At 73.3% G+C, this 23,176-nt stretch carries 26 protein-coding genes and 3 pseudogenes; 12 read left to right on the top strand and 17 right to left on the bottom strand.

All coding sequences use genetic code 11. The annotated features are described in order from the left end of the window. Positions 1-7: 7 nt before the first annotated feature. Positions 8-367: an ArsR/SmtB family transcription factor gene (locus ACGFYH_RS19125; RefSeq protein ID WP_393804302.1), complete on the bottom strand. Its 360-nt coding sequence runs from the start codon at positions 365-367 to the stop codon at positions 8-10. A gap of 70 nt (positions 368-437) precedes the next feature. Here ACGFYH_RS19125 and ACGFYH_RS19120 point away from each other — a divergent pair, with 70 nt between their 5' ends. Beyond that, on the top strand, positions 438-1,526 hold the full coding sequence (locus tag ACGFYH_RS19120) for a cation diffusion facilitator family transporter (RefSeq protein WP_393804301.1): 1,089 nt from the start codon (positions 438-440) through the stop codon (positions 1,524-1,526). A gap of 4 nt (positions 1,527-1,530) precedes the next feature. Here ACGFYH_RS19120 and ACGFYH_RS19115 read toward each other — a convergent pair whose 3' ends face one another. Continuing rightward, entirely contained in the window at positions 1,531-2,088 is a 558-nt protein-coding gene (locus ACGFYH_RS19115; protein WP_393804300.1) for a YbaK/EbsC family protein, read from the bottom strand. Positions 2,089-2,131: 43 nt separating this feature from the next. Beyond that, the gene (locus ACGFYH_RS19110) at positions 2,132-2,704 is read right to left on the bottom strand and encodes a helix-turn-helix domain-containing protein (protein ID WP_393804299.1); all 573 of its coding nucleotides are present in this window, start codon (positions 2,702-2,704) and stop codon (positions 2,132-2,134) included. 109 nt (positions 2,705-2,813) lie between these two features. On the opposite strand from ACGFYH_RS19110, the gene ACGFYH_RS19105 reads away from it, so the two are divergent. Next, positions 2,814-3,671 carry an EamA family transporter gene (locus ACGFYH_RS19105; protein WP_393804298.1) on the top strand — a complete coding sequence of 286 codons (858 nt, stop codon included), beginning with the start codon at positions 2,814-2,816 and terminating at the stop codon, positions 3,669-3,671. A gap of 34 nt (positions 3,672-3,705) precedes the next feature. Here ACGFYH_RS19105 and ACGFYH_RS19100 read toward each other — a convergent pair whose 3' ends face one another. Beyond that, positions 3,706-4,509: an acyltransferase gene (locus ACGFYH_RS19100; protein ID WP_393804425.1), complete on the bottom strand. Its 804-nt coding sequence runs from the start codon at positions 4,507-4,509 to the stop codon at positions 3,706-3,708. Positions 4,510-4,616: 107 nt separating this feature from the next. Here ACGFYH_RS19100 and ACGFYH_RS19095 point away from each other — a divergent pair, with 107 nt between their 5' ends. Beyond that, a complete protein-coding gene (locus tag ACGFYH_RS19095) occupies positions 4,617-5,153 on the top strand; it encodes a gamma carbonic anhydrase family protein (RefSeq protein WP_393804297.1) in 537 nt (178 codons plus the stop codon). 89 nt (positions 5,154-5,242) lie between these two features. On the opposite strand, the gene ACGFYH_RS19090 is transcribed toward ACGFYH_RS19095, so the two are convergent. After that, positions 5,243-5,890 (bottom strand): DedA family protein, encoded by a 648-nt coding sequence (locus tag ACGFYH_RS19090; RefSeq protein ID WP_393804296.1) that lies wholly within the window; start codon positions 5,888-5,890, stop codon positions 5,243-5,245. 81 nt (positions 5,891-5,971) lie between these two features. Then, entirely contained in the window at positions 5,972-6,409 is a 438-nt protein-coding gene (locus ACGFYH_RS19085; RefSeq protein WP_393804424.1) for a DUF4442 domain-containing protein, read from the bottom strand. Between the two features lie 13 nt (positions 6,410-6,422). Here ACGFYH_RS19085 and ACGFYH_RS19080 point away from each other — a divergent pair, with 13 nt between their 5' ends. Then, entirely contained in the window at positions 6,423-6,674 is a 252-nt protein-coding gene (locus ACGFYH_RS19080) for a hypothetical protein (RefSeq protein WP_393804295.1), read from the top strand. 6 nt (positions 6,675-6,680) lie between these two features. Then, entirely contained in the window at positions 6,681-7,697 is a 1,017-nt protein-coding gene (locus ACGFYH_RS19075; protein WP_393804294.1) for a hypothetical protein, read from the top strand. Positions 7,698-7,748: 51 nt separating this feature from the next. On the opposite strand, the gene ACGFYH_RS19070 is transcribed toward ACGFYH_RS19075, so the two are convergent. From ACGFYH_RS19070 to ACGFYH_RS19060, 3 genes and pseudogenes are all read right to left on the bottom strand, one after another. Then, on the bottom strand, positions 7,749-8,594 hold the full coding sequence (locus tag ACGFYH_RS19070) for a spermidine synthase (protein WP_393804293.1): 846 nt from the start codon (positions 8,592-8,594) through the stop codon (positions 7,749-7,751). Between the two features lie 25 nt (positions 8,595-8,619). Beyond that, positions 8,620-9,084 (bottom strand): annotated as a pseudogene (locus tag ACGFYH_RS19065) (elongation factor Tu); the annotation flags it as partial. After that, a pseudogene (locus ACGFYH_RS19060) lies at positions 9,069-9,446 on the bottom strand (DNA alkylation repair protein); the annotation flags it as partial. The pseudogenes ACGFYH_RS19065 and ACGFYH_RS19060, both read right to left, overlap by 16 nt. Positions 9,447-9,495: 49 nt before the next feature. Here ACGFYH_RS19060 and ACGFYH_RS19055 point away from each other — a divergent pair. The 3 genes from ACGFYH_RS19055 to ACGFYH_RS19045 all read left to right on the top strand — a co-directional run bounded on the left by ACGFYH_RS19055 (position 9,496) and on the right by ACGFYH_RS19045 (position 11,802). Next, positions 9,496-10,275 carry a TVP38/TMEM64 family protein gene (locus tag ACGFYH_RS19055; RefSeq protein WP_393804292.1) on the top strand — a complete coding sequence of 260 codons (780 nt, stop codon included), beginning with the start codon at positions 9,496-9,498 and terminating at the stop codon, positions 10,273-10,275. Positions 10,276-10,683: 408 nt separating this feature from the next. After that, the gene (locus ACGFYH_RS19050; protein ID WP_393804291.1) at positions 10,684-11,559 is read left to right on the top strand and encodes an undecaprenyl-diphosphate phosphatase; all 876 of its coding nucleotides are present in this window, start codon (positions 10,684-10,686) and stop codon (positions 11,557-11,559) included. A 63-nt stretch (positions 11,560-11,622) separates the two neighbouring features. Then, positions 11,623-11,802 carry a hypothetical protein gene (locus tag ACGFYH_RS19045; RefSeq protein ID WP_393804290.1) on the top strand — a complete coding sequence of 60 codons (180 nt, stop codon included), beginning with the start codon at positions 11,623-11,625 and terminating at the stop codon, positions 11,800-11,802. Between the two features lie 69 nt (positions 11,803-11,871). On the opposite strand, the gene ACGFYH_RS19040 is transcribed toward ACGFYH_RS19045, so the two are convergent. Further along, positions 11,872-12,612, bottom strand: a complete 741-nt coding sequence (locus ACGFYH_RS19040; protein ID WP_393804289.1) for an SDR family NAD(P)-dependent oxidoreductase — start codon at positions 12,610-12,612, stop codon at positions 11,872-11,874. 185 nt (positions 12,613-12,797) lie between these two features. On the opposite strand from ACGFYH_RS19040, the gene lnt reads away from it, so the two are divergent. Beyond that, positions 12,798-14,375, top strand: a complete 1,578-nt coding sequence (gene lnt / locus ACGFYH_RS19035) for an apolipoprotein N-acyltransferase (RefSeq protein ID WP_393804288.1) — start codon at positions 12,798-12,800, stop codon at positions 14,373-14,375. Here lnt and ACGFYH_RS19030 read toward each other — a convergent pair. Both ACGFYH_RS19030 and ACGFYH_RS19025 read right to left on the bottom strand, forming a co-directional pair. After that, on the bottom strand, positions 14,299-15,204 hold the full coding sequence (locus tag ACGFYH_RS19030; RefSeq protein ID WP_393804287.1) for a Gfo/Idh/MocA family protein: 906 nt from the start codon (positions 15,202-15,204) through the stop codon (positions 14,299-14,301). The two genes, lnt and ACGFYH_RS19030, sit on opposite strands and share 77 nt — an antisense overlap. 99 nt (positions 15,205-15,303) lie before the next feature. After that, positions 15,304-16,126: pseudogene (locus ACGFYH_RS19025) on the bottom strand (hypothetical protein). Between ACGFYH_RS19025 and ACGFYH_RS19020 the strand changes: the two are divergent. Continuing rightward, positions 16,052-16,564 carry a DinB family protein gene (locus tag ACGFYH_RS19020; protein WP_393804286.1) on the top strand — a complete coding sequence of 171 codons (513 nt, stop codon included), beginning with the start codon at positions 16,052-16,054 and terminating at the stop codon, positions 16,562-16,564. The pseudogene ACGFYH_RS19025 and the gene ACGFYH_RS19020 sit on opposite strands and share 75 nt — an antisense overlap. Positions 16,565-16,667: 103 nt before the next feature. After that, complete coding sequence (locus ACGFYH_RS19015; protein WP_393804423.1) at positions 16,668-17,174, top strand: hypothetical protein; 507 nt, start codon at positions 16,668-16,670, stop codon at positions 17,172-17,174. A gap of 32 nt (positions 17,175-17,206) precedes the next feature. On the opposite strand, the gene ACGFYH_RS19010 is transcribed toward ACGFYH_RS19015, so the two are convergent. The 5 genes from ACGFYH_RS19010 to fabG form a co-directional block, all read right to left on the bottom strand. Further along, a complete protein-coding gene (locus ACGFYH_RS19010; RefSeq protein ID WP_393804285.1) occupies positions 17,207-17,749 on the bottom strand; it encodes a hypothetical protein in 543 nt (180 codons plus the stop codon). Positions 17,750-17,871: 122 nt separating this feature from the next. Continuing rightward, complete coding sequence (ung, locus tag ACGFYH_RS19005; RefSeq protein WP_393804284.1) at positions 17,872-18,555, bottom strand: uracil-DNA glycosylase; 684 nt, start codon at positions 18,553-18,555, stop codon at positions 17,872-17,874. A 94-nt stretch (positions 18,556-18,649) separates the two neighbouring features. Continuing rightward, positions 18,650-20,236, bottom strand: coding sequence for an ABC transporter substrate-binding protein (locus ACGFYH_RS19000; RefSeq protein WP_393804283.1), 1,587 nt, complete (start codon positions 20,234-20,236; stop codon positions 18,650-18,652). 209 nt (positions 20,237-20,445) lie between these two features. Further along, on the bottom strand, positions 20,446-21,207 hold the full coding sequence (locus tag ACGFYH_RS18995; protein ID WP_393804282.1) for an SDR family oxidoreductase: 762 nt from the start codon (positions 21,205-21,207) through the stop codon (positions 20,446-20,448). 36 nt (positions 21,208-21,243) lie between these two features. Beyond that, on the bottom strand, positions 21,244-22,005 hold the full coding sequence (gene fabG / locus ACGFYH_RS18990; RefSeq protein WP_059297697.1) for a 3-oxoacyl-ACP reductase FabG: 762 nt from the start codon (positions 22,003-22,005) through the stop codon (positions 21,244-21,246). A gap of 265 nt (positions 22,006-22,270) precedes the next feature. On the opposite strand from fabG, the gene ACGFYH_RS18985 reads away from it, so the two are divergent. Continuing rightward, positions 22,271-23,047, top strand: a complete 777-nt coding sequence (locus ACGFYH_RS18985; RefSeq protein ID WP_393804281.1) for a hypothetical protein — start codon at positions 22,271-22,273, stop codon at positions 23,045-23,047. Positions 23,048-23,176 lie beyond the last annotated feature (129 nt).

Below are 23,176 nucleotides of genomic sequence, written 5' to 3'. Positions count from 1 at the left end.
CTCCGGCTCAGTCGTGCAGCGGCCGGTCGCCGAGCCGGTGGTCGGCCACGTTCAGCGCCTCGTCGACCAGGCGGCGCAGATGTCCGTCGCGCAGCGCGTAGACGACCCGGCGTCCCTCCTTGCGGGTGCTCACCAGTCCCGCGAGCCGCAGCCTGGCCAGGTGCTGACTGACCGCGGGCCGGGCCGCCCGGCACACCTCGGTGAGGGTGGTGACATCGGCCTCGCCACCGGTCAGGGCGTGCAGCAGGGTCAGCCGGGTGCGGTCGCCGAGCAGGGCGAGGACCTCGGCGGCGAGTGCGAACTGCTCCTCGCCCGGGGTACGCGGGTGCGCGTCGTCCGCGGGTGACAGGTGCGTGCGTGCGCTCATACGCACATAATGGCCTTCGTGGGCGGCACACGTCCACCCACCCGCACCGGACCACCGGAAGGGGCACCCCGTGAGCGACCCGCACCGGCGTCACGACCACACCGAGCACCCTCGTCACCCGCACCCGCACCCGCACGGCGGCCGCCACTCCCCCGACGGCCGACGGCACGGGCAGCGCCTCGCACACCGCGTCGCCCACCGCCTCACCCCGCACTCCCACGAGAGCGCCGACAAGCTGGACCCGGCCCTGGAGTCCTCGGCCCGCGGGCTGCGCGCGCTGTGGGTGTCGCTGGCGGTGCTGGGCGCCACGGCGCTCGCCCAGGCGGCCGTGGTGGTGGTCTCCGGGTCGGTGGCGCTGCTCGGCGACACGGTGCACAACACCGCGGACGCGCTGACCGCCGTACCCCTGGGCATCGCCTTCCTCCTGGGGCGCCGGGCCGCGACCCGGCGCTTCACGTACGGCTACGGACGGGCGGAGGACCTGGCAGGCGTCGTGATCGTTCTGACGATCGCCGCATCGGCGGTCCTCGCGGCGTGGACGGCGGTGGAGCGGCTGCTCGACCCGCGCCCGGTCACGCACCTTCCGGCGGTCGCGGTGGCCGCCCTGGTCGGCTTCGCGGGCAACGAGTGGGTGGCCCGCCACCGGATCCGCGTGGGCCGGGAGATCGGCTCCGCCGCGCTGGTCGCCGACGGTCTGCACGCCCGCGCCGACGGCTGCACCTCACTGGCCGTGCTGCTGGGCGCCGGGGGCGCGGCGCTCGGATGGCAGCTCGCCGACCCGGTGGTGGGGTTGGTGATCACGGCCGCGATCGTCGTGGTCCTGCGGGACGCGGCGCGCGAGGTGTTCCGGCGGCTGCTGGACGCCGTCGACCCGGCGCTGGTGGACCGGGCCGAGCACGTACTCGGCGAGGTTCCCGGCGTGCGCGGGGTGGGCGAGCTGCGGCTGCGCTGGATCGGGCACCGGCTGCGCGCCGAGGTCGCCGTGGTGGTGGACGGCGAGGCGACCGTCCGCCAGGCCCACCGCATCGCCGTGGAGGCCGAGCACGCCCTGCTGCACGCGGTGCCGCGGCTGACCGCCGCCCTGGTCCACGCCGACCCGGCACCGGCGCCGGGCGAGGCGGATCCGCACCTGGCGATCGCCCACCACACCACCGCGTGACGGGTCAGGCGACGCCCAGCCCTTCCAGGACCTCGACGCCGGGCAGCTCCGCGAAGACCTTGCCCGGCACGAGCAGCTTGCCGCGCCGGCGTCCGCTGCCGACGAGGACGTACGGAAGGTCGACGACGGCCGAGTCCACCAGCACGGGCCAGTCGCCGGGCAGGCCGACCGGCGTGATACCGCCGTACTCCATGCCGGTCTCGCCGGTCGCCGTGTCCATCGGGGCGAAGGATGCCTTGCGCGCACCGAGACGACGGCGCACGACGCCATTGACGTCGACCCGGGTGGTGGAGAGCACCACACAGGCGGCCAGGGTCGTGCCGCCGCCGCGTCTGCCGGTGACCACCACGCAGTTCGCGGACTGTTCGAGCAGTTCACGGCCGTAGTGCTCGACGAAGGTGGCGGTGTCCGCCCATTCCGGTTCGGTGTCGACGTAGAGGATCTGGCCGGCGGGGACACCGCCGCTCCAGTCGCGTACGGCGTCGGCGACCGGGCGGATCAGTTCGTCGAGGCAGTCCGGGGCGGGCGTGGCGCTGTCGAAGTTCCCGATGGGTGCGTCCATGGCCGCACGCTAACAACTGCCGCCGCCTCGGAGAACGGCCGTCTCAGCGGACGGGCGGCACCGAGACGGCCGTGATCATTTCCATGGGTCCGTCACCCTCGTTGCCGTACGTGTGCGGGGTGTCGGACTCGAAGGAGGCGCTCGCGCCCGTCGGGACCCGGTGGGCCACCCCGTCCACGGTGAGCGTGAGTTCCCCGGCGGTGACGTGCACCAGCTCGACCGTGCCGGTGGGGTGCGGGTCGGAGGGGCTGTTCTCACCCGGCATCAGCCGCCACTCCCACATCTCCAGCGGGCCCGGCGCCTCCGCCCCGGCGAGGAGCCGGCTGAAGCTGCCGGCGTCGGTGCGCCAGAGGCGTACGGCCTGTTCGGCGGGGACGACACGGACCGTCGGCCCCTGCTCCCAGTCGAGCAGGGTGGTGATGCTGACACCGAGCGCGTCACCGATCTTCACGACGGTGCCGAGGCTGGGGTTGGTGCGCGCCTGCTCGATCTGGATGAGCATGCCGCGGCTGACACCGGCGCGCGCGGCCAGCGCCTCCAGCGTGAAACCGCGCTCGGTGCGCCAGCGCTTGACGTTGCGCGCCAGGGACTGGGTCAGCAGGTCGAGGTCCGCCACGTTCCGTCCAGTGACTTGTGCATTATTTTGAATGACAGGGTGCAGTGAACTGAACTATGGTCTGCTGCACCCGGAGGTCCACCGAACTGTACTGCGAGGCGACCGGATCATGACAGCGCTGTTCGCCCTGGCCACCAGCCTTTTGTGGGGCATGGCCGACTTCGGCGGCGGGGCCCTGGCCCGGCGCACGCCGGCGCTGACCGTGGTCGTCCTCTCCCAGTCGGTCGCGGTCGTCGTCCTCGGCACCGTCGTGGCCGCGACCGGCGCGTGGAGCGAGGCGTCGCCGCACCTGTGGTTCGCGGTCGCGGCGGGCCTGGTCGGGCCGGTGGCGATGCTCGCCTTCCACCGGGCGCTCGCCCTGGGCCCGATGGGCGTCGTCTCGCCGCTCGGCTCGCTCGGCGTGGCCGTGCCGGTGACCGTGGGTCTCGTCCTGGGCGAGCGTCCCGGGCCCGCGCGGTTCACCGGCATCCTGGTCACCGTCGCCGGGGTCGTACTGGCCGGCGGGCCACAGCTGCGGGGCGCGCCGGTCCAGCGGCGGGCCGTCGTCCTCACACTCGTCGCCGCGTTCGGCTTCGGCGCGGTGATGACCCTGATCGCCGAGGCGTCGACGACGCTCACCGGTCTCTTCCCGGCCCTGTTCGTCCAGCGGGTCACCAACGTCGCCGCGGGCGGTCCGGCGCTGTGGGCGTCCGTCCGGCGCGGCGTGCCCGCGCTGCCGCCCCAGGGCCTGCCCCGGAGCATGCTGCCGGCGCTGGCCTTCGTCGGGCTCGCCGACGTCGCGGCCAACGGCACGTACTCGATCGCCGCCCGGCACGGCCCGGTCACGGTGGCCGCCGTACTGGCCTCCCTCTACCCGGTGGTGACCGCACTGGCGGCGCGCGGATTCCTGAGCGAACGGCTGCGTGCCGTGCAGGCGGCGGGCGCGGGCCTCGCCCTGGTGGGGACGCTGCTGCTGGCCACGGGCTGAGACGGCCACCCGCCCGGCTGCGCGGGCTTCCCGCTCAGCCCTCGGCGGCCGGCTCCGCGAGCCTGCCCGGCGCTGTCGCCGGGTCGTCCAGCTCGGCAAGGCGGGCCACCGCCTCGTCGTCCAGCTTCGACAGCTCCCGCAACTGCCCCGGCGTGACCCCGTCGGGAATCGGCACCGGAGCCGGTGTCCGCAGCGGCGGCTGCCAGCCCGCGGCGGGTGTCCAGCGCCGTACGACGCGGGCGGGGGCGCCCGCCACCACGGCGTGGTCGGGGACCGTGCCCCGGACCACGGCGCCGGCGGCCACGACCGCGTTCCGCCCGATCCGCGCACCCGGCAGGATCACCGCGCCGGTGCCGATCCAGCAGCCGGAGCCGATCTCCACCGGGTCCATCCGGGGCCACTGCTTGCCGATGGGCTGGTGCGGGTCGTCGTAGGAGTGGTTGGTGGAGGTGACGTAGACGTACGGGCCGAAGTAGCAGTCGCTGCCGATGGTGACGGTGGTGTCGGCGATGACATGGCTGCCGCGGCCGAGGACGACTCCGTCTCCGAGGCGCAGGATCGGCTCCGGGCCGAGGTCGAGGTCGGGCATGAGCCCGGCGGTCAGGGTGACCTGCTCGCCGATGACGCAGTGGGCGCCGACGTGGATCCAGGGCTCGCCGAAGACGGTACCCAGCGGGAAGGCGAGGCGGGTGCCCGTGCCCAGTGCACCGAAGCGGAACCGCCCGGGATGCGCGGCGGTGACGGAACCGGTGCGCTGCACCCAGGCCCAGCCCGCGTGGACGGCCCGCTGCGCGAGGCGGCTCCGCCAGGACGAGAACGTGTTCTTGCGCTTGGGCACCCGCTCACGGTAGTCCGCGCGCCGTGCCGCCATGACCGCACCGTGCTGTGATCTTCACCCCACCGGGTGGCGTACGGTGCCGTACGACACCCGAGCAGGAGGCGAAGATGACGCAGCAGGCGCTGATCACGGGCATCGGCGGCAAGGAGCCGAAGGTCGACGCGGAGGCCTTCGTGGCGCCGACGTCCGCGGTCGTCGGGGACGTGACGCTGCACGCCGGGGCGAGCGTCTGGTACGGCGCGGTACTGCGCGGCGACGTCGAGCGGATCTCCGTCGGCGCGAACAGCAACGTCCAGGACAACTGCACGCTCCACGCCGATCCCGGCTTCCCCGTCACGGTCGGCGAGCGGGTCTCCATCGGGCACAACGCCGTGGTGCACGGCGCGACCGTCGAGGACGACTGCCTGGTCGGCATGGGCGCCACCGTCCTCAACGGCGCGGTGATCGGCGCCGGTTCACTGGTGGCGGCCCAGGCGCTGGTCCCGCAGGGGATGCGGGTGCCGCCGGGCTCGCTGGTCGCGGGGGTGCCGGCGAAGGTGAAGCGGGAGCTGACGGACGAGGAGCGTCAGGGGGTCACGCTGAACGGCACGATGTACGCGGCGCTGGCCGGGCAGCACCGGGAAGCGGTGGGGGACGTTCTGTAGGAGGCCGTGCGCGGGGTTGTCCCTGGCTGGTCCCGCCCGCGCGGCGCAGCCGCACATCGACACGGCCCCGCGCCCCTTCCGCCAGCCCTTCACTCCCCGGCGGTCGCAGGCCGGGCTTCCGGCGGGGCCTCCACCTGGGCCCTGCCCGCCCGGCGCTTGACGATCAGCATCGAGGCGATGCCGATCAGGACCGCCACCACCAGGCCCAGCCACGAGAAGCGCTTGAGCCAGGACTCGGCGACGACGCCGACGTAGTAGATGACGGCGGTGGTGCCGCCCGCCCAGACGATGCCGCCGAGGACGTTGGCGATCAGGAACTTCCAGTACGGCATCCGCAGCACCCCGGCCAGCGGTCCCGCGAAGATGCGCAGCAGGGCGACGAAGCGGCCGAAGAACACGGCCCACACGCCCCACTTCTGGAAGGACCGCTCGGCGGTGGCGACGTGCCCCTCGCTGAAGTGCTTGGGGAATTTCCTCGCCAGCCAGGCCAGCAGGGGCCGGCCGCCCTTGCGGCCGATGGCGTAGCCGACGGAGTCGCCGATCACCGCGCCCGCGCTGGCACAGGCACCGAGGATCACCGGGTCGATCCCGCCGTGCTGCGACGACAGCAGGGCCGCCGACACCAGGATGATCTCACCGGGCAGCGGGATGCCCAGGCTCTCCAGACCGATGACCAGCGCGACGACGGCGTAGACGGCCGCCGCCGGCACCGTGTCGAGCCATTCCTGGACGTGCAAGGCCCCACCCTCCGGTTCGCATACCTGTTCCCGGTGCGCCTCGATCGAGGCGCACCGGGAAGCGTACCGGGTCGGCGGGGGTCAGCTGTGGGGGCGAAGGGTCCACATGACGGTCATCTCACCGGTCACGGCGCCGTCCTCGCGCCGGATGGCGACGCCGACCGGGAACTCGGGGCGGCTGCCCGCCTCCAGTTCGGCGACGACCTCGGCGGCGGGGCGGCCGAGCGTCGCGGTCGCGGTGACCGGTCCGAGGGCGATCTTCTTGAAGGCGATCTCCGCGGTGACCGGCAGCGGCACCGCGCGGGAGAGCTGGTCGCCGAAGGCGGCCAGCACGATCGCGCCGCTGGCCGACTCGCCCAGCGTGAACATGGCCCCGGCGTGCGGTCCGCCGACGTGGTTGCGGTACTCGCTCTGGTCCGGGAGGGCCAGGACGGCCCTGTCCGGAGTGGTCTCCAGGTACTGGAGGTTCAGGGTCCGCACCATCGGCACCGTGGCGGCGAGCAACTCGCCGATCGACATCTGATCTGCGCTCATGAAGGCAGGTTACCCGCGAGTAGCATCCGGGGCCAGAAAGGCGACCATCTTCGTCTTCAAGCCCGCGGACGGCGACCTCGTCTTCCGGTCGTTCTTCGGCACCGCGGGCGCCGACGACGAGACGCCCGGAACCACCGTCCGCGAAATCCTCGCCACCGTCGGGGAATCCTCCCCCTCGGACTCCTGGGACTTCGGTACGTCCCTGACAAGGACCGGTGACCGAATCGTGTCCTGGGCGGCATTAGGGTGACTGCTCATGTGGCCAGGACAGCAGCCGCCCGGGGGCGAGCAGAACCCGCAGGACAATCCGTACCAGCAGCCGGGGTACCAGCAGCCGAATCCGTACCAGCAGCCCGGCTACCAGCAGCAGCCCGGCGCGTACGAGCAGCCGTGGGGCGCGCCGCAGCCGGCCGGGGCTCCGCAGCCCTCGCCGGGCCGGGGCGGCGGTGGCAACCGGACGAAGGTGGTCGCGATCGTCGCCGCCCTCGCCGTGGTGGTGGCCGCCGGCGTGACCGGGTTCCTGGTGCTCGGCGGTGACAAGGACGGCCAGGCGGACGACGGCAAGGACAAGAAGCCGTCCGTGAGCGCGCCCGCGGAGAAGTCCGAGTCCCCCTCCGCCGGCCCGAGCGCGTCCGGTGCCGACGACAACCCGCGCGGCGGCGAGGGCGCGAAGGCCACCGTCGAGGGCTGGAAGGTCGTCGCCAACCCGCGCTTCGGCACGATGTTCGACGTGCCCGCGGACTGGGAGATCGACAGCACCGACACCAGCGTCGGCTTCGAGTGGGAAGAGGACGGCAAGACCGACCGCACCACCGTCACCGCACCGGCGTACCTGAAGTCCGAGTGGTGCACGACCGACGAGAACAAGGACGGCCGCAAGGAGACCACCGCCCTGGCCACCACGGGCACCCGCGGTGAGAGCGGCGCCAAGAACACCGACATGGCGGCCGAGACGCGGGTGCCGTGGTGGATTTACGGCGGTTTCACCGAGCCGGACAAGAAGGCCGTGAAGTACGGCAAGCCGAAGGCGTACACCACCGCGTCCGGCATCAAGGGCAGCGTCATCACGGCGCACTCGGAGGGCGCGCCCAAGAAGGGGAAGTGCGACACCGAGGGCAAGGCGACCACCTTCGCCTTCAAGAACAGCGCGGGCGATTTCGTCACCTGGAACCTGTACGGCGCCAAGGGGGTCGACGAGGAGGTCCCGGAGGCGACGATCCAGAAGATACTGAGCACCGTGCGCCTCACCGAGGAACCGCCGACCGAGTCATAGGCACACCGGCGGCCAGGCACACCGGCGGGGCGACGCGGCCCGCGTGCCGCCTCAGCCGACGCCGAACGCCCCGGCAGGCGGCTCGGGCGACGGTACGGCGTCCTCGTCGCGCACCGGCCGGGCGTCGCCGATGAAGTCCCGCAGGGCGGGCCCGTGCTCGACCCGGGCCGGGAAGGCGTCGGCGGCGGTGCGCCGGGCCAGTGCCGCGGTGTCCAGCGGCCGGTGTGCGGCGACGACCACCGCGTTGCCGAAGCGGCGCCCGCGCAGCGTCCCCGGTTCGGCGATCAGCGCCAGCTCCGCGAAGAACGCGGCGAACCCGGCCAGTTGGCCGCGCAGGAAGCTGAACGGCACCCCGTCCGCCAGGTTGGCCACGTACACACCGTCGGCGCGCAGCACCCGGACCGCCTCGCGCACGTAGCCGACGGAGGTCAGGTGCGCGGGCACCCGTGAGCCGCCGAAGACGTCGGCGACCAGCACGTCGGCCGAGTCCGCGGGGGCGGCCTCCAGCCAGGCGCGGGCATCGGCGCCGTGAGCGGTGATGCCCCCGCCCGGTGGCAGCGGCAGGTGCTCGGCGACCAGGCCGAGCAGGCCCCGGTCGGCCTCCACCACGTCCTGTCGTGAGCCGGGCCGGGTGGCGGCCAGGTACCGGGGCAGGGTGAACGCGCCGCCGCCGAGGTGCAGGACGTCCAGCGCACGCCCCGGTTCGGCCACCGTGTCCAGGGCGTGGCCGAGCCGGCGCGTGTACTCGAACTCCAGGTGCGCCGGCTCGTCCAGGTCGACGTACGACTGCGGCGCCCCGTCGACGGTGAGCAGCCAGGCCCGTTCCCGGTCGACGTCGGGCATGAGCTTGGCGGTGCCGTGGTCGGTCACGCGGCTGACGGGTATGGCTTCGTTCACCCGCCCATTGTGCCAAGCGCCGGCCTCACCCGACGGCGGTCACGGTCCCCGCGCCCACGGTGCGGCCGCCCTCGCGGACGGCGAAGCCGAGCCCCGTCTCCAGCGGTACGTCCCGCCCCAGTTCGACCGTCATGGTGACGGTGTCCCCGGGCCGGGCGACGGCCGCCTCGCCGAGGTCCACGTCGCCGACCACGTCCGCGGTCCGGATGTAGAACCGCGGCCGGTATCCGGTGGTGAGCGGCGTCGAGCGCCCGCCCTCGCGTGCCGACAGCACGTACACCCGCGCCGGGAAGCGCCGCGCGGGCACGACACTGCCGGGTGCGGCGACCACGTGCCCCCGGCGCACCGTGTCGCGGGCGACGCCGCGCAGCAGCAGCGCCACGTTGTCCCCGGCCTGTGCCTCCTCCATGGGCCTGCCGAAGGTCTCCAGGCCGGTGACGACCGTCCCGGCGGGCGCCCCGAGCACCTCGACGCGTCCCACCCGGGCACCGTGGTGAGCGGATACCGGACCACGGGCGGGAAACCGGAAGAGCAATACGTCACATACCGGAGCGGGTAATCGACGGCGAAGTAGTGGTACCCGCGCTCGGGCAGCCGCCGGCAGCGCGGCGCGACCGCCGTGCGGTCCGACTCGCCGGGGCCGGTGCGCCCGCCTGCACGGTGCGGGACAGGATGCGGCGAACAGGCGAGATCGGGCCCGGGAAAGGGGCCGCGTTCCTCATGTACGCGCGCATGTCCGCGGCCCGTTCCGGGTTCGGCGGCGGCCGCGTATGCGGCGGTGAGCCGCTCCAGCACCGTGTCGGCGAGGGCGCTGCGCGGCACGTCCGGAATCCCCCGCGCCGTGGCGCTCATGAGACGCACCATACGGCGATCACACACATGTGTCGGTTAGTGTCGCCGGATGCTCGATGCCACCACCCGCGCTGGGGGCACCGCCACGGTCTCTCCCCGGACCGCCGCCACGGAACTCGCCGTCGCCACCGCCGTCGGACGGGTCGCACCCTCCGGTTTCGCCGCCCGCGTGACGAGAGTGCTGCTCTCGCCGTGGTCCAGGCTCTCCCTGCTCGTCGCCCTGCTGGCCTCGGCCGCCACGGCGGTGGTGCTGTTCCAGCCGCAGCGGTTGCTGACGAACGGCTGGCCGCCGCAGCTCGGGGGTGCCGCGGCGGCCCTCGCCTACGCGGTGGCGTACGGGCTGTGCACGGTCGCCTTTGTACCGCGTCCGCTGCTCAACCTGGCCGCGGGCGCGCTGTTCGGTTCGCAGTGGGGTCTCGCCTCCGCGCTGGCGGGGACGGTGCTCGGCGCCGGGATCGCCTTCTGTCTCGGCCGGGTGCTGGGCCAGGAGGCGTTGCGCCCGCTGCTGCGGGGCAAGTGGCTGAAGGCCGCCGACGGGCAGCTGAGCCGGCACGGTTTCCGGTCGATGCTGGCGGCGCGGCTGTTCCCCGGGGTCCCGTTCGCCGCCGCCAACTACTGCGCCGCGGTCTCCCGCATGGGGCTGCTGCCCTTCCTGCTGGCGACAGGGCTCGGGTCGGTCCCCAACACCGCCGCCTACGCCGTCGCCGGGGCGCGCGCCTCGACACCCACCTCCCCCGCCTTCCTGATCGCGCTGGCCTGCATCGCCCTGCCGGGGCTGGCGGGCGCGGTGGTGGCCTGGCGCAGGCGGCACCGGCTGCGCGGTCACTGACGGAGCGTTACACCGCCTCCAGGATCATGGCGTTGGCGAGGCCGCCCGCCCCGCACCTGGTCTGCGGGCCGTAGCGGCGCCGCTTTCACGCAGGGCGTGCACGAGGGTGGTGGCCAGACGGGTGAGCGTTCGATCGAGCAGGCTCGCGGCAACGAACTGGTTCCCCGGGGCGCGCGTCCGGCCTCCGGAGACACCGTCCGCCACGAGGACCTGACCGCGCATGCGCGGGCCCCCGGCTGGACGGTGACGGGGCCCGCGGCGGCACAGGGGCCCACCCGCCCCCTGTGGCCCGCCCTTCATTCGGGGGCGCTACGCTGCCCCTCGGCAGGCCGCTTCCCGATCACCGTACCCGGCGGTCCGGCGTGCCCATCGACCGCTTCTCGATCGCCACTTGGACCCCGTAACCCCATGTCTTGGTTTGAATCCCTCGTCCTCGGACTCGTCCAGGGGCTGACCGAGTTCCTCCCCGTGTCGTCCAGCGCGCACCTGCGTCTGACCGCGGCCTTCTCCGGCTGGCACGACCCGGGCGCGGCCTTCACGGCGATCACGCAGATCGGTACCGAAGCCGCGGTGCTCATCTACTTCCGCAAGGACATCGGCCGGATCGTCTCGGCGTGGACTCGCTCGCTCACCGACAAGTCCGTGCGCCGCGACCCGGACGCGCGCATGGGCTGGCTGGTGATCGTCGGCTCAATCCCGATCGGCGTGCTCGGCCTGACGCTGAAGGACCAGATCGAGGGCCCCTTCCGTGATCTGCGGATCACCGCGACGATGCTGATCGTCGTCGGCGTGATCATCGGCATCGCCGACCGGATGGCCGCCCGGGACGAGAAGGGCGGCCGGCACCGCGCGCCCCAGCAGCGCAAGGAACTGGAGAACCTGGGCGTCCGGGACGGTCTGATCTACGGCCTGTGCCAGGCGGCGGCCCTCATCCCCGGCGTCTCCCGCTCCGGCGCGACCATCAGCGGCGGTCTCTTCATGGGCTACCGGCGCGAGGCCGCCGCACGGTACTCGTTCCTGCTGGCGATCCCGGCGGTGCTCGCGTCCGGCGTGTTCGAGCTGAAGGACGCGATGGAGAGCGGCCACGTCTCCTGGGGGCCGACGCTCCTCGCGACGGTCATCGCCTTCGCGACCGGGTACGTGGTCATCGCCTGGTTCATGAAGTTCATCTCCACCAAGAGCTTCATGCCGTTCGTCTGGTACCGCATCGCGCTCGGCATCGTCATCATCGCCCTGGTCGCGACGGGTGCCCTCAGCCCGCACGCCGCGGAGTCCTCCGGCTGACGGCGTCCGCGTGTGTAGCCATCCGGTAGCGCAGTGTCAGTGCTTGCCCCTAGGCTTGTCCGCATGTCCCCCGATTACGCGCACCCTGGTTCCGTGCGGTCCGCCGCGGAACTGAACGATCAGATCCGCGCGCTGTGGCGGCGCGCGGGCGGGACCCTGTCCGCACAGGAGCGGGTGGAGTACGAGTTGCTGGTGGTCGAGTGGGCGACCGCGATCCGCGGCGAGGTCATCGAGGCGGCCTGAGCGGCGGGAGCCGGCCGTGCCGCCGCCCGCCCCGCCCCGGGACGGCCCCGTTCCCGGCCCCGCCCGGGGTCAGCGCCCGCCCGCCACCCGGAGTACCGTCCCCGTCGCGTACGACGCGTCGGGCGACAGCAGCCAGGAGATCGCCGCGGCGATCTCCTCCGCCCGGCCCGCACGTCCCATCGGCACCGCCGCCCCCATCCGCGCCGCCCGGCCCGCGTCACCCGCCGCCGCGTGCATCTCGGTGTCGATCACTCCGGGCGCGACGGCGTTGACCCGGACTCCGTCCGGGCCCAGCTCCTTGGCCAGGCCCAGCGTCAGCGCGTCGACGCCCGCCTTGCTCGCCGCGTAGTGCACGTACTCCCCCGGACTGCCGAGGGTCGCGGCGCCCGACGAGACGTTCACGATCACACCGCTCCCCCGTCGCGTCATCAGCCGCGCGGCCCGCCGGGAGCACAGCAGCACGCCCAGCAGATTGACGTCGAGGACCCGGCGCAGGTCCGCGGTGTCGCTGTCGGCGAGCCGCCCCAGCGGTCCGGTCACCGCCGCGTTGTTCACCAGCCCGGTCACCGGACCCAGCCGCTCCTCCGCCACGTCGAAGAGCCCCTCGACGTCGGCCTCGACGGACGTGTCCGCGCGCACCGCGATGCCGCGGCCACCCGCCTCGCGGACCCCCGCCGCGACCGCCTCGGCCGCCGCCGAGTCGCGGACGTACCCCACGGCGACGTCGTGGCCGTCCGCCGCGAGCCGCAGGCAGGTCGCCGCGCCGATGCCCCGGCCGCCGCCGGTGACCACTGTGATGGGACGCGTCATGAGTACCTCCAGGCAGGTGATCGATCATCGATCACCTTAGGACAGGTGGCGCACGCCGCACAGATCTGCCGCAGCCGGCACCCGAACACCCGGCGCCTTCCCCGCCACGGACGCCCGGTGTGATCAACTGAATTCGCCCTCGTCACGAGCGCACACTGCAGACATCAGGGGGTAGGAAGCCGCCCATGAAGACGCTCGACCGCCGGCTCACCTCCCCGTGGGGGCGCTCGGCCGCCGCCGCGCTCGCCGGCGCGCTGCCCGTGCTCGCCTTCCCGGGACCGGCCCTGTGGTGGTGGGCCTGGTTCGCGCTGGTCCCCTGGATCCTGCTGGCCCGTACCGCGCCGGGCGGGAGACGGGCGGCGTACGACGGGTGGTGCGGCGGGTTCGGGTTCGTGCTGGCCATGCACCACTGGCTGCTGCCGAACCTGCACGTGTTCACGTTCGTCATCGCCGCGCTGCTCGGTGCCCTGTGGGTTCCGTGGGGCTGGCTGGTGCGCCGGCTGCTGGGCGGGGAGCCGTCCGCCGGCCGGGTGGCGGCGGCGCTCGTGGTGCTGCCGTCGGGGTGGCTGCTGGCGGAGCTGGTGCGGTCCTGGCAGGGGCTGGGCGGCCCCTGGGGGATGCTCGGCGCCAGCCAGTGGCAGGTGGCCCCGGCGCTGCGGCTCGCGTCGGTGGGCGGGGTGTGGCTGCTCAGCTTCCTGGTGGCGGCCGTCAACGTCGCCGTCGCCGTCCTCGTCGCCGTGCGCCGGGCGAGGGTGCCGGCCCTGGCCGGGCTCGTCGCCACCGCCGCGGCCACCTCGGCGGCCTGGGTCTGGTCGCCGCGCCCCGACGCCGACGGCGAGCGGGTCGCGATCGCCGTGGTGCAGCCCGGTGTCGTCGCCGGGGCGGACAGCGCCGGCCGGCGGTTCGACCGCGAGGAGCGGCTGACCCGCCGCCTCGCCGACCGGGGCCCCGAACTGATCGTCTGGGGCGAGAGCAGCGTCGGCTTCGACCTGGACGACCGGCCGGACCTCGCCCGTCGGCTCGCCGCGCTGTCGCGGGAGACCGGCGCGGACATCCTGGTCAACGTGGACGCGCGGCGCTCCGACAAACCCGGCATCTACAAGAGTTCGGTACGCGTCGGCCCCCAGGGCCCGACCGGCGACCGGTACGACAAGATGCGGCTCGTGCCCTTCGGGGAGTACGTACCGGCCCGCTCGCTGCTCGGCTGGGCCACCTCCGTGGGCAAGGCGGCGGGCGAGGACCGCAGGAGGGGCACCGAGCAGGTGGTGATGGATGTCGGCGACGGGCTGCGGATCGGGCCGATGGTCTGCTTCGAGAGCGCGTTTCCCGACATGAGCCGCCGGCTGGCCGCCGACGGCGCCGAGGTGCTCCTCGCCCAGTCGTCGACGTCGACCTTCCAGCACACCTGGGCACCCGAGCAGCACGCCTCGCTCGCCGCGCTGCGCGCCGCCGAGACCGGCCGGCCGATGGTGCACGCGACGCTGACCGGTGTCTCCACCGTCTACGACGCGAACGGCGCCCGGATCGGCTCGTGGCTCGGCACCGGCACCAGCACCTCTCGGGTGTACGAGGTCCCCCTCGCCCACGGCACCACACCGTACGTCCGCTACGGCGACTGGGTGGTGCACGGAGCGCTGCTGGTCCTCGCGGCCTGGGCCGCCGGCGAGGGCGTCCGGGAGGTGCGGCTCAGGCGGAGCGGTCGTGCACGGCCCGGACCACCCTCTCGCACAGCTCATGGGTCTCCAGCGCGTCCCGGGCACTGAGCACCTCACCGGCGCGCACCGCGTCGAGGAAGGCGAGCACCGCCTGCTCGATGCCGCGCTGGCGGGCCACGGGAACCCAGTCGCCGCGCCGCCGCACGGTCGGCTGACCCTTGTGGTCGATCACCTCGGCGAGGTTGACCACCTGGCGCTTGGTGTCCTGGCCGGAGACCTCCAGGATCTCCTCCGCCGAGCCGCTGAGCCTGTTCATCACGCCGAGCGCGGTGAAGCCGTCCCCGGCGAGCTGGAGCACGACGTGGTGGAGCAGGCCGTCCGCGACACGGGCGCGCACGGTCACGTCGTCGACCGGTCCCGGTACCAGGAACCGCAGGGTGTCGACGACGTGGATGAAGTCGTCGAGGATCATCGTGCGCGGGTCCTCGGGCAGCCCGGTGCGGTTCTTCTGCATGAGGATCAGCTCGCGCGGGTGCTCCGCGCACTGCGCGTACCCGGGCGCGTGACGCCGGTTGAAGCCGACGGCGAGGCCGGTGCGCCGCTCCTCCGCGAGGGCCACCAGGCGCTCGGAGTCGGCCAGTTCGTAGGCGAGCGGCTTGTCGACGTAGGTGGGAACGCCGGCTTCCAGCAGCCGGGTCACGATCTGCGGGTGGACGGCCGTGGGCGCGTGCACGAAGGCGGCGTCGAGGCCCTGGGCGAGGAGCGGGCCGAGGTCGCTGTGGCGCCGCGCCGACGGGATGCGCAGCTTGTCGGCGACGCGGGCGAGGGTGGCGGGAGTGCGGGTCTGCAGGTGCAGTTCGATCCCGGGGAGGGTGGCGAGCACCGGCAGGTAGGCCTTCTGCGCGATGTCGCCGAGTCCGATACAGCCGACCTTCACGGGATGTACTCCTCTTGGGGGTGTCGATCGAATCCTGCCGGGGCCGCGGGATCTGGCACACGCACATCTGACCCCGCCCGGGCCGGCAGCAAGGCAACGCTACTCGGAGTCGGCCTGACGCGGACGACACCCCTGACGCCCGCCTGCCCCGGTCCGCCGGGAAGCGTGCGGCGGCCGCGGCCGCCAGTCGGCGATGCCGTCGAAGCCGCGCAGCGACAGGGCCGGTCCGGCCCTGGGCGGGACGAGGATCGCGCCGTCGCGCGCCGCGGATCGGGCGCGGTTGGCCGTCGGGGCGAGGCGGGCCACCCGGACGGCCCGGCGGGCGACCGCGGTGGTGCGGAGCAGCCGGGCCAGGCGGTGAGGTCCTGACCGTGGTGGGCGAGCACGACCGCGTCCTCGACGGCCCGGTCGCCGCCCTGGCCGAGGGCCGGCGGCATGGCGTGGAGTGAATGCCGTCGGCCGCGACGACCAGGTCCGCCTCCCAGTCGCCGTCCGGTGTGCGCACCCGGACCGGGCGGTCGCGATCGCCGGGGTCGGCGGGCACCGGGTCGGCAGGCACCGCGTCGGCGGCCGTGCGGACGGCGTCCGGCGGCAAGAGCGCGGACTGGCGGTCGATGAGAGCCGACCGGTGCGGCAGCACCGGCGGACCCCCGAGGCGGGCAGCGGCGGCTTCGGCACCGGACCGCCGGCGCCCGCCCGGAGTGCGCGGTCCTCCGTCGCCCTGCCGGGCGGCGAGGTCGCGGGTCTCGTCGCCGACGCCGCACCGGCCCTGCCCGCGGAGCGCGGCGGCCCGCCCGGCCGCGGAAAACCCCTGGTGGGCGGAGCCGGTCCGGGCGAGGATACGGGCATGACGACCGAACGCCGCGAACCCGCCGTCGACGCCGACGAACGCACCATGCTGGAGGGCTGGGTGGACTACCACCGGCAGACCCTCGCGTGGAAGTGCGAAGGACTCACCGACGAGCAGCTGAGGACGGCCGCCGTGGCGCCGTCCACCTTGTCCCTGATGGGGCTGGTGCGACACATGGCGGAGGTGGAACGGAGCTGGTACCGCCGGGTGCTGGCGGACGAGGACGCGGCCCCGATGTACTACTCCGACGAGGACCCGGACGGCGACTTCCGGGTGACCGGATCGGACACCTGGCAGGAGGTTCACGCCGCCTGGCAGGCCGAGATCGGGGCGGCCCGGCGCAACGCGGCCGGCGTCCCTCTGGGCGAACCGACCCGGGGGAAGCACCTGCGCACCGGCGAGCGCTTCACCCTGCGCTGGATCCACACCCACATGATCGAGGAGTACGCGCGTCACAACGGGCACGCGGACCTGCTCCGCGAGCGTCTGGACGGAGCCACGGGCGACTGACGTCACCTCCGGTCGCCCACGGGCCTCCGTACGGGGCCGGAGATCACCCGTGCGGGGCAACCTCCGCTCGTCCGGCGTCGGCGAGGCGGCCCGAACCAGCAGAGTGGCGCGGGTGCATCGAACGACGACCACCGCAACGCTTTTGGTGACCGTGGCTGTCTCGGCCCTGACCGGCTGTACGACGGTCCGGGGCCCGGCCCCGGCCGAGCCGTCGGCGGCCGGCGCCCACTCGTCCGCGCCGCGTCCGGACGGCCCGGCCGAGCCGAGGGTCGTACAGGCCCCGGCCCGGGAGGCGCTGGAGATGATCGGCCCCTCCCCGGCCCCGGATCGCACCACCGCAGAACCACGCCGTACGAAGGCCCCGGCGGCCCCGCCTCCGCCGCACGATCCGCCGGCCGCGCGCGCCCCCGAACACCGGCCCGCCCGTCCCGCCGCCCCGGAGCGCACCCGTGCCCCGGCGACGTCCCGGCCCGGGGTGCCCGGCCTGCCCCGCGCGTCCGGCCATGGCACCGGCGAGAACCCGGACGTGTGCTCCCTCGGCAAGCGGTACGGCGGTTGGCGGCCGGGCAGCCCCGAGGCCCGGATCTGCGAGCAGGCGTACGGCCGCTGAGTCCGGCCCACGCCGCCGGGACCGGGCCGGGGTCACGGCCGCTGCCGCGGCGGCCGGCCCCGTCCCTCGGGCCGGTCGGGCCCGTCCGTGCCCCGGCCGGTGGCGTCCATGCCTCGCTCCAGCCGGTCGATCGAGGCCCGTACGTCCTCTCCGTAGCGGCCGGGGGCGAGGGACTCGGCCGCGGCACGGGCGCGCCGCAGGTGCAGGCGGGCGGCCTCGCGGTGGCCGAGCCGGTCGTAGTCCGCGGCGAGGTTCAGGTGGAGCGAGGGGCAGAGGGCACGGGCGGCGGGCGTGCTCTCGTGCCGGTCGGCGAGCCGGTCCTCCGTCAGCTCCTCGGCGGCCGACAGCGCCCGCAGGTCCCAGGCCAGCTCGTCCTGCGGGTCGTCCTGGGTGTCGGCCAGATAGTGGGCCAGCGTGCAGCGGTGCAAGGGGTCGCCGTGCTCGCCGATCTCCGCCCACAGGCCGAGGAAGCGGTCCCGGGCCTCCTCGCGGTCGCCCGCGTGATGGAGCATGGCGACCTGGCCGATCCTCGTCAGCACCGCATCCGGCGCCGCCTGCTCCTGTCCCTTCGCCACCGCGTCCTCCGTGCCCTCGTCGGCTGTCCCGACGACGCTAACCGCACGGGCCCGCATTCCCGGTCAGGCGGCACCGGAACGCGCGCGGGCCGGCCGGTGGCACACCACCCGGTGCATCGGAGTCAGCCCAGATCGGGGATGGTCCAGTCGATCGGCTCGTGGCCCTGTTCCGCGACGGCCTCGTTGATCCGCGTGAACGGGCGGGAGCCGAAGAACTTCTTCGCCGACAGCGGTGAGGGGTGCGCCCCCTTGACCACCACGTGCCGCGTCTCGTCGATCAGCGGCAGCTTCTTCTGCGCGTAGTTGCCCCACAGCACGAAGACCGCCGGGTCGGTCCGGTCGGCCACCGCGCGGATCACCGCGTCGGTGAACTGCTCCCAGCCGCGGCCCTTGTGCGAGTTCGCCTCACCGGCCCGGACCGTGAGCACCGCGTTGAGCAGCAGGACGCCCTGCTTCGCCCACGGCATCAGACAGCCGTTGTCCGGGATCGGGGTGTCCAGCTCCGCGTGCATCTCCTTGTAGATGTTCCGCAGGGACGGCGGGATCCTCACCCCCGGCCGGACCGAGAAGCACAGCCCGTGCCCCTGGCCCTCGCCGTGGTACGGGTCCTGCCCGAGGACCAGTACCTTCACCCGGTCGTACGGCGTGGCCTCCAGCGCGGCGAAGACGTCCTCGCGCGGCGGGTAGACGGGGCCTTTCGCCCGCTCCTCCTCGACGAACTCCATCAGCTCCTTGAAGTAGGGCTGCTGCAGTTCGCCGCCCAGCACCTCGTGCCAGGACTCGGGCAGCATGGCGATGTCGGTCACGTCAACTTCCTTACGCTGTGCGGTCGCTTCCAGTCCTCAAGAACCTACCGGCGACCACTGACAACGCGGCTCCGGGGCCGGTGCCCCTCGGCGTCTACCAGCTCGTCTTGCGGTGCAGCTGCCACATCATCATGATCGTCGACGGGTCCAGGGCCTGCTCCGCACCCGAGATCTCCGTGCTGGCGGCCAGATACTGCTTGCCCTGCCACAGCGGCAGCAGCCGCACGTCGTTCACCATGATCTGCTGCGCCCGCTCGAAGTCCCTCTCCACGTTGGCGCGGTCGCTCTCCCGGCGCGAGCGCGGCAGCAGTTCGCCGGTGATCTCCGGGGTGAGGTAGGGCGTGCCGAGCGCGTTCTGCTCGCCGACGAAGGGGGCGATGAAGTTCTCGGCGTCCGGGAAGTCCGGGGACCAGCCGCGCCCGAACACCGGGTACTCGCCCTTCAGGTACCCGGCGACGTACGTCTTCCAGGGGCGGCTCTCAAGGGTGGTCTCGAACAGGCCGGAGGCGTCGAGCTGGCGCTTGATCTCCTTGAACTCCCGCGCCGTCTCGGAGCCGTAGCGGTCGGTGGTGAACCAGAGGGTGAGCGGGACGGGATCGGTGATGCCGGCGTCCTCGAGCATCTCGCGGGCCTCGGGAACGCTGGGGTCGCCGTAGTCGTCGAAGAAGCCCGTGGTGTGACCGGTGAGGCCCTTGGGGACCATCGAGTACAGCGGATCGACGGTGTCCTGGTAGATCCTGTGCGCGATCGCAGCCCGGTCGATCACCTGGGCGACGGCCTGGCGCACCTCCTTGCGGCCCGCCCACGGGTCCTCGGGGTTGAAGACGAGGTAGCTGATCTCCGTACCGCTGCCCTCGACCAGCTGAAGGCCCTCGTCCTTGCCGGCCTTGCCCTGGAGCGTGACGACGTCGTCGGCGGCGAGGCCGCGGTAGGTCACCTGGATCTCGCCGTCGCGCAGCGCCTTCACCATCCCCGGGGAGTCCTTGAAGTAACGGATGGTCACCGCCTCGTTGTGGCGTTCGGCGAAGCCCTCGTAGCGGTCGTTGCGTACGAGTTCGGCCCGTTCACCGTCCTCGTACGACCGGAGCGTGTACGGGCCGGAGCCCACGACGCCGTCGCCCTCGCGCAGGGCGTCGGCGGGGTAGTCGCCGGGGTCGACGATCGACATCGCGGGTGTGGCGAGCACGAACGGGAAGGTGGCGTCGGGCTTGTTGAGGTGGAAGACCACTTCGCGCTCGCTCGGCGCCTGGACCCGTTCGAGGCTGCCGAGCAGCCCGGCCGGGCCGCCGTTGACGTCGATCTTCTTGATCCGGTCGATCGAGTACTTGACGGCCTGGGCGTCGAGGCTGTTCCCGTTGGAGAAGGTCAGGCCCTCGCGCAGCTCACAGCGGTACAGCTGGTTCGTGGAGTCGGTGAACGAGCACCGCTCGGCGGCGTCGGGCTGGGGCGCGGTGGCGCCGCTGGGGTAGCTGAGCAGCGTCTGGTAGATGTTCCGGAACAGCTCCCAGGAGCCGTCCCACGAGGCGGCGGGATCCAGGGTGCTGGGAGCGCTGGTCGTCCCCACGACGATCGGTCCCTCGTCCTCGGGGTCGTCGGGCGACAGGATGCCGCATCCGGTGACCAGCGACGATATGGACACGATGACCGCCATCCGCCACAGGCCTCGGTTCCGGTTGAACACGCGCACGCTCCTCGATCCGCCGTACCAAGGGTCGGCAGACCATACCGCAGCGCCACGCGCCCTGAACCCCCTTCTGAGCAGGGGTTTTGATCATTTGGCGATGACTACGTTGTCATCGTCCGAGGCGTCTCGGAAGGCGGACACGGGCCCCGTTCTCGTCAACGGAGCCCGTGTCCGGGATCGATCTCATGGGTCGGCTGTGGGCGAGATCAGGCCACGCCGGCGTTCAGGAAGATGCCACCGTCGACGACGAGCGTCTGACCGGTGACCCAGTCGGACTGCGCCGAGGTGAGGAAGGCGGCGGCGCCGCCGATGTCGGAGGGCACGCCGAGCCGGCCCAGCGGGTATCCCGAGGCCGCCTCCTCCTCGCGGCCCTCGTACAGGGCGGCGGCGAACTTGGTCTTCACGACCGCCGGGGCGATCGCGTTGACCCGCACCCCGGGCGCGAACTCGTGCGCCAGCTGCGCGGTGAGGTTGATCAGCGCGGCCTTGCTGACGCCGTACGCGGCGATGAACGGCGAGGGGGAAAGACCAGCGACGGAGGCGATGTTGACGATCGCGCCGCCGTTGTCCTTCTGCCAGGCGTGCCAGGTGCGCTGCGCGAAGCCGAGCGCCGAGATCACGTTGGTCTCGAAGACCTTGCGCGCGACGTTCAGGTCGAGGTCGGCGATCGGCCCGAAGACGGGGTTCGTACCGGCGTTGTTGACCAGGAAGTCGACGCGGCCGAAGGCCTCCATCACGCGCTCGACGGCGACGGCCTGGTGGGCCTCGTCGTGTGCCTTGCCGGCGACGCCGATGACCCGGTCGGCGCCGAGCCTGTCGACGGCCTCCTTCAGCGCGTCCTCGTTGCGGCCGGTGATGCAGACCCGGTCGCCGCGCGCGACGAGCGCCTCGGCGACGCCGTAGCCGATGCCGCGGCTGGCGCCCGTGACGAGCGCCACCCTGCCGGAGAGTCCGGGCAGTTCAGTCATGTCAGTGTTCCCCACCGTTCCTGGTCTCCGTGTTCCCTAGTCGAGCGGTCCGCCGGCCACGTACAGCACCTGGCCGGAGACGAAGCCGGCGGCCTCGCCGGTGAAGAAGGCGATGGCGTTGGCGATGTCGTCGGGCTCACCGACGCGCGCGACCGGGATCTGGGTGGCGGCGGCGGCCTTGAAGTCGTCGAAACCCATGCCGACGCGGTCGGCGGTGGCCTTCGTCATCTCGGTGGCGATGAAACCCGGGGCGACGGCGTTGGCGGTGACGCCGAACTTGCCCAGCTCCTTGGCGAGGGTCTTCGTGAAGCCCTGCAGACCGGCCTTGGCGGCGGAGTAGTTGACCTGCCCGCGGTTGCCGAGCGCGGACGAGGATGACAGGTTGACGATACGGCCGAACTTGGCGTCCACCATGTGCTTCTGGCAGGCCTTCGACATCAGGAAGGCACCGCGCAGATGCACGTTCATGACGGTGTCCCAGTCGGAGACGCTCATCTTGAACAGCAGGTTGTCGCGCAGCACGCCCGCGTTGTTGACGAGGATCGTCGGCGCGCCCAGCTCCTCGGCGATCCGCGCGACGGCTGCCTCGACCTGCGCCTCGTCGGAGACGTCGCAGCCGACCGCGATCGCCTTGCCGCCGGCCGCCGTGATCTTCTCCACGGTGTCCTTGCAGGCGGCCTCGTCGAGGTCGATGACGGCGACGGCGCGGCCCTCGGCGGCCAGTCGTACGGCGGTGGCGGCGCCGATGCCGCGCGCGGCTCCGGTGACTACGGCGACCCGCTGCTCAGTGGTGGACATTCGCTGCTTCTCCTCGTCCTGGGGATGCGGCCGTGCGGAGCGTGCGCCCCTCGGGTGAGCGACCGCTTAGTACCTTCCGCAGACGTGACGCTAGAAGCCCTGGCATCCGGTGTCAACGGGACACCGGCCGGTGTGATCCATTACCTGGGCTTCCCGGTGCGCCACCCGGCCCCGGTCCCCCGATCGGCCCAGCGCTGCGGGCCGCTGGGCCGCCGGGCGCCTAGCGTCGGAGCGCGAGCCACTCGTGGCCGGAAAGGAGGCGTCCATGCGCCGTCGCACCGGTGCAGCAGGCATAGCCGTCGCGATCGCCGCGATCGTGCCGCTGGCCGATCCCGCACACGCCCAGGACCTGAACCTGGAGCCGGACTGCCGGAGCTTCACCTACCAGGAAGCGGTCCCCGTCGGGCTGGACGAGGATCCGGGCAGCCCGGTCCCGCGCTGCCCGGACGGGGTGTACGAAGACCCGTCCGGCGACGCCCCACTGGACCAGGGCAGGCTCGAAGACGGCCGACTCGACGGGGGCGGACTCGGCCAGGGCCGACTCGACGGGGGTCTGCCCGACGGAAGCGGCCCGGGTCAGGTCTGGCCGGGCGAGGACGGCCCCGAAGGAGGCGGACTCGGCCAGACCCGGCCCGACGAGGGCCGGGTCGACGAAGACCGGCCCGGCGAAGACCGGCCGGAGCAGAACCAGCCCGGGCAGCAGCACGCTGCCGCCCAGGCGCACGTCGGCCAGGGCGGGATTCGCGAGGTCCGGGAGGCGGACGGCGGGGCGGCCGGCGCGGCACGGCCGCGTCGGGACCAGCTCCCGACGATCTCCGCCACCTCCCTGCCTCGTCCGGCCACCACGATGCCCATCCCGGCACCCGCCACACCGGCACCCGTGACCTCCCCCGCCGTCACGCCGACACTCGGCACGCAGGGCGGTCTGGGCGGCGCCTCGGGTACCGGGCCGAGCGACTGGGACATCGGTGTCGGCCTGAGCTTCGTGACCGGCGCCGCGCTCGCGGCGGGCTACGTGATCAGGCGGCGCCGACGCGCCTGAGGGCACACCCGGCGCGGCATGCGCGGGGACACGCCCGGCGCGGCATGCGCGGGGACACGCCCGGCGCGGCATGCGCGGGGACACGCCCGGCGCGGCATGCGCGGGGACACGCCCGGCGCGGCATGCGCG

The organism is Streptomyces sp. NPDC048392 (assembly GCF_043200575.1).
Taxonomy (GTDB): Bacteria; Actinomycetota; Actinomycetes; order Streptomycetales; family Streptomycetaceae; genus Streptomyces.
Note: the sequence above shows the minus strand (reverse complement) of the source record. Positions and strands in the feature narration are given on the sequence as shown.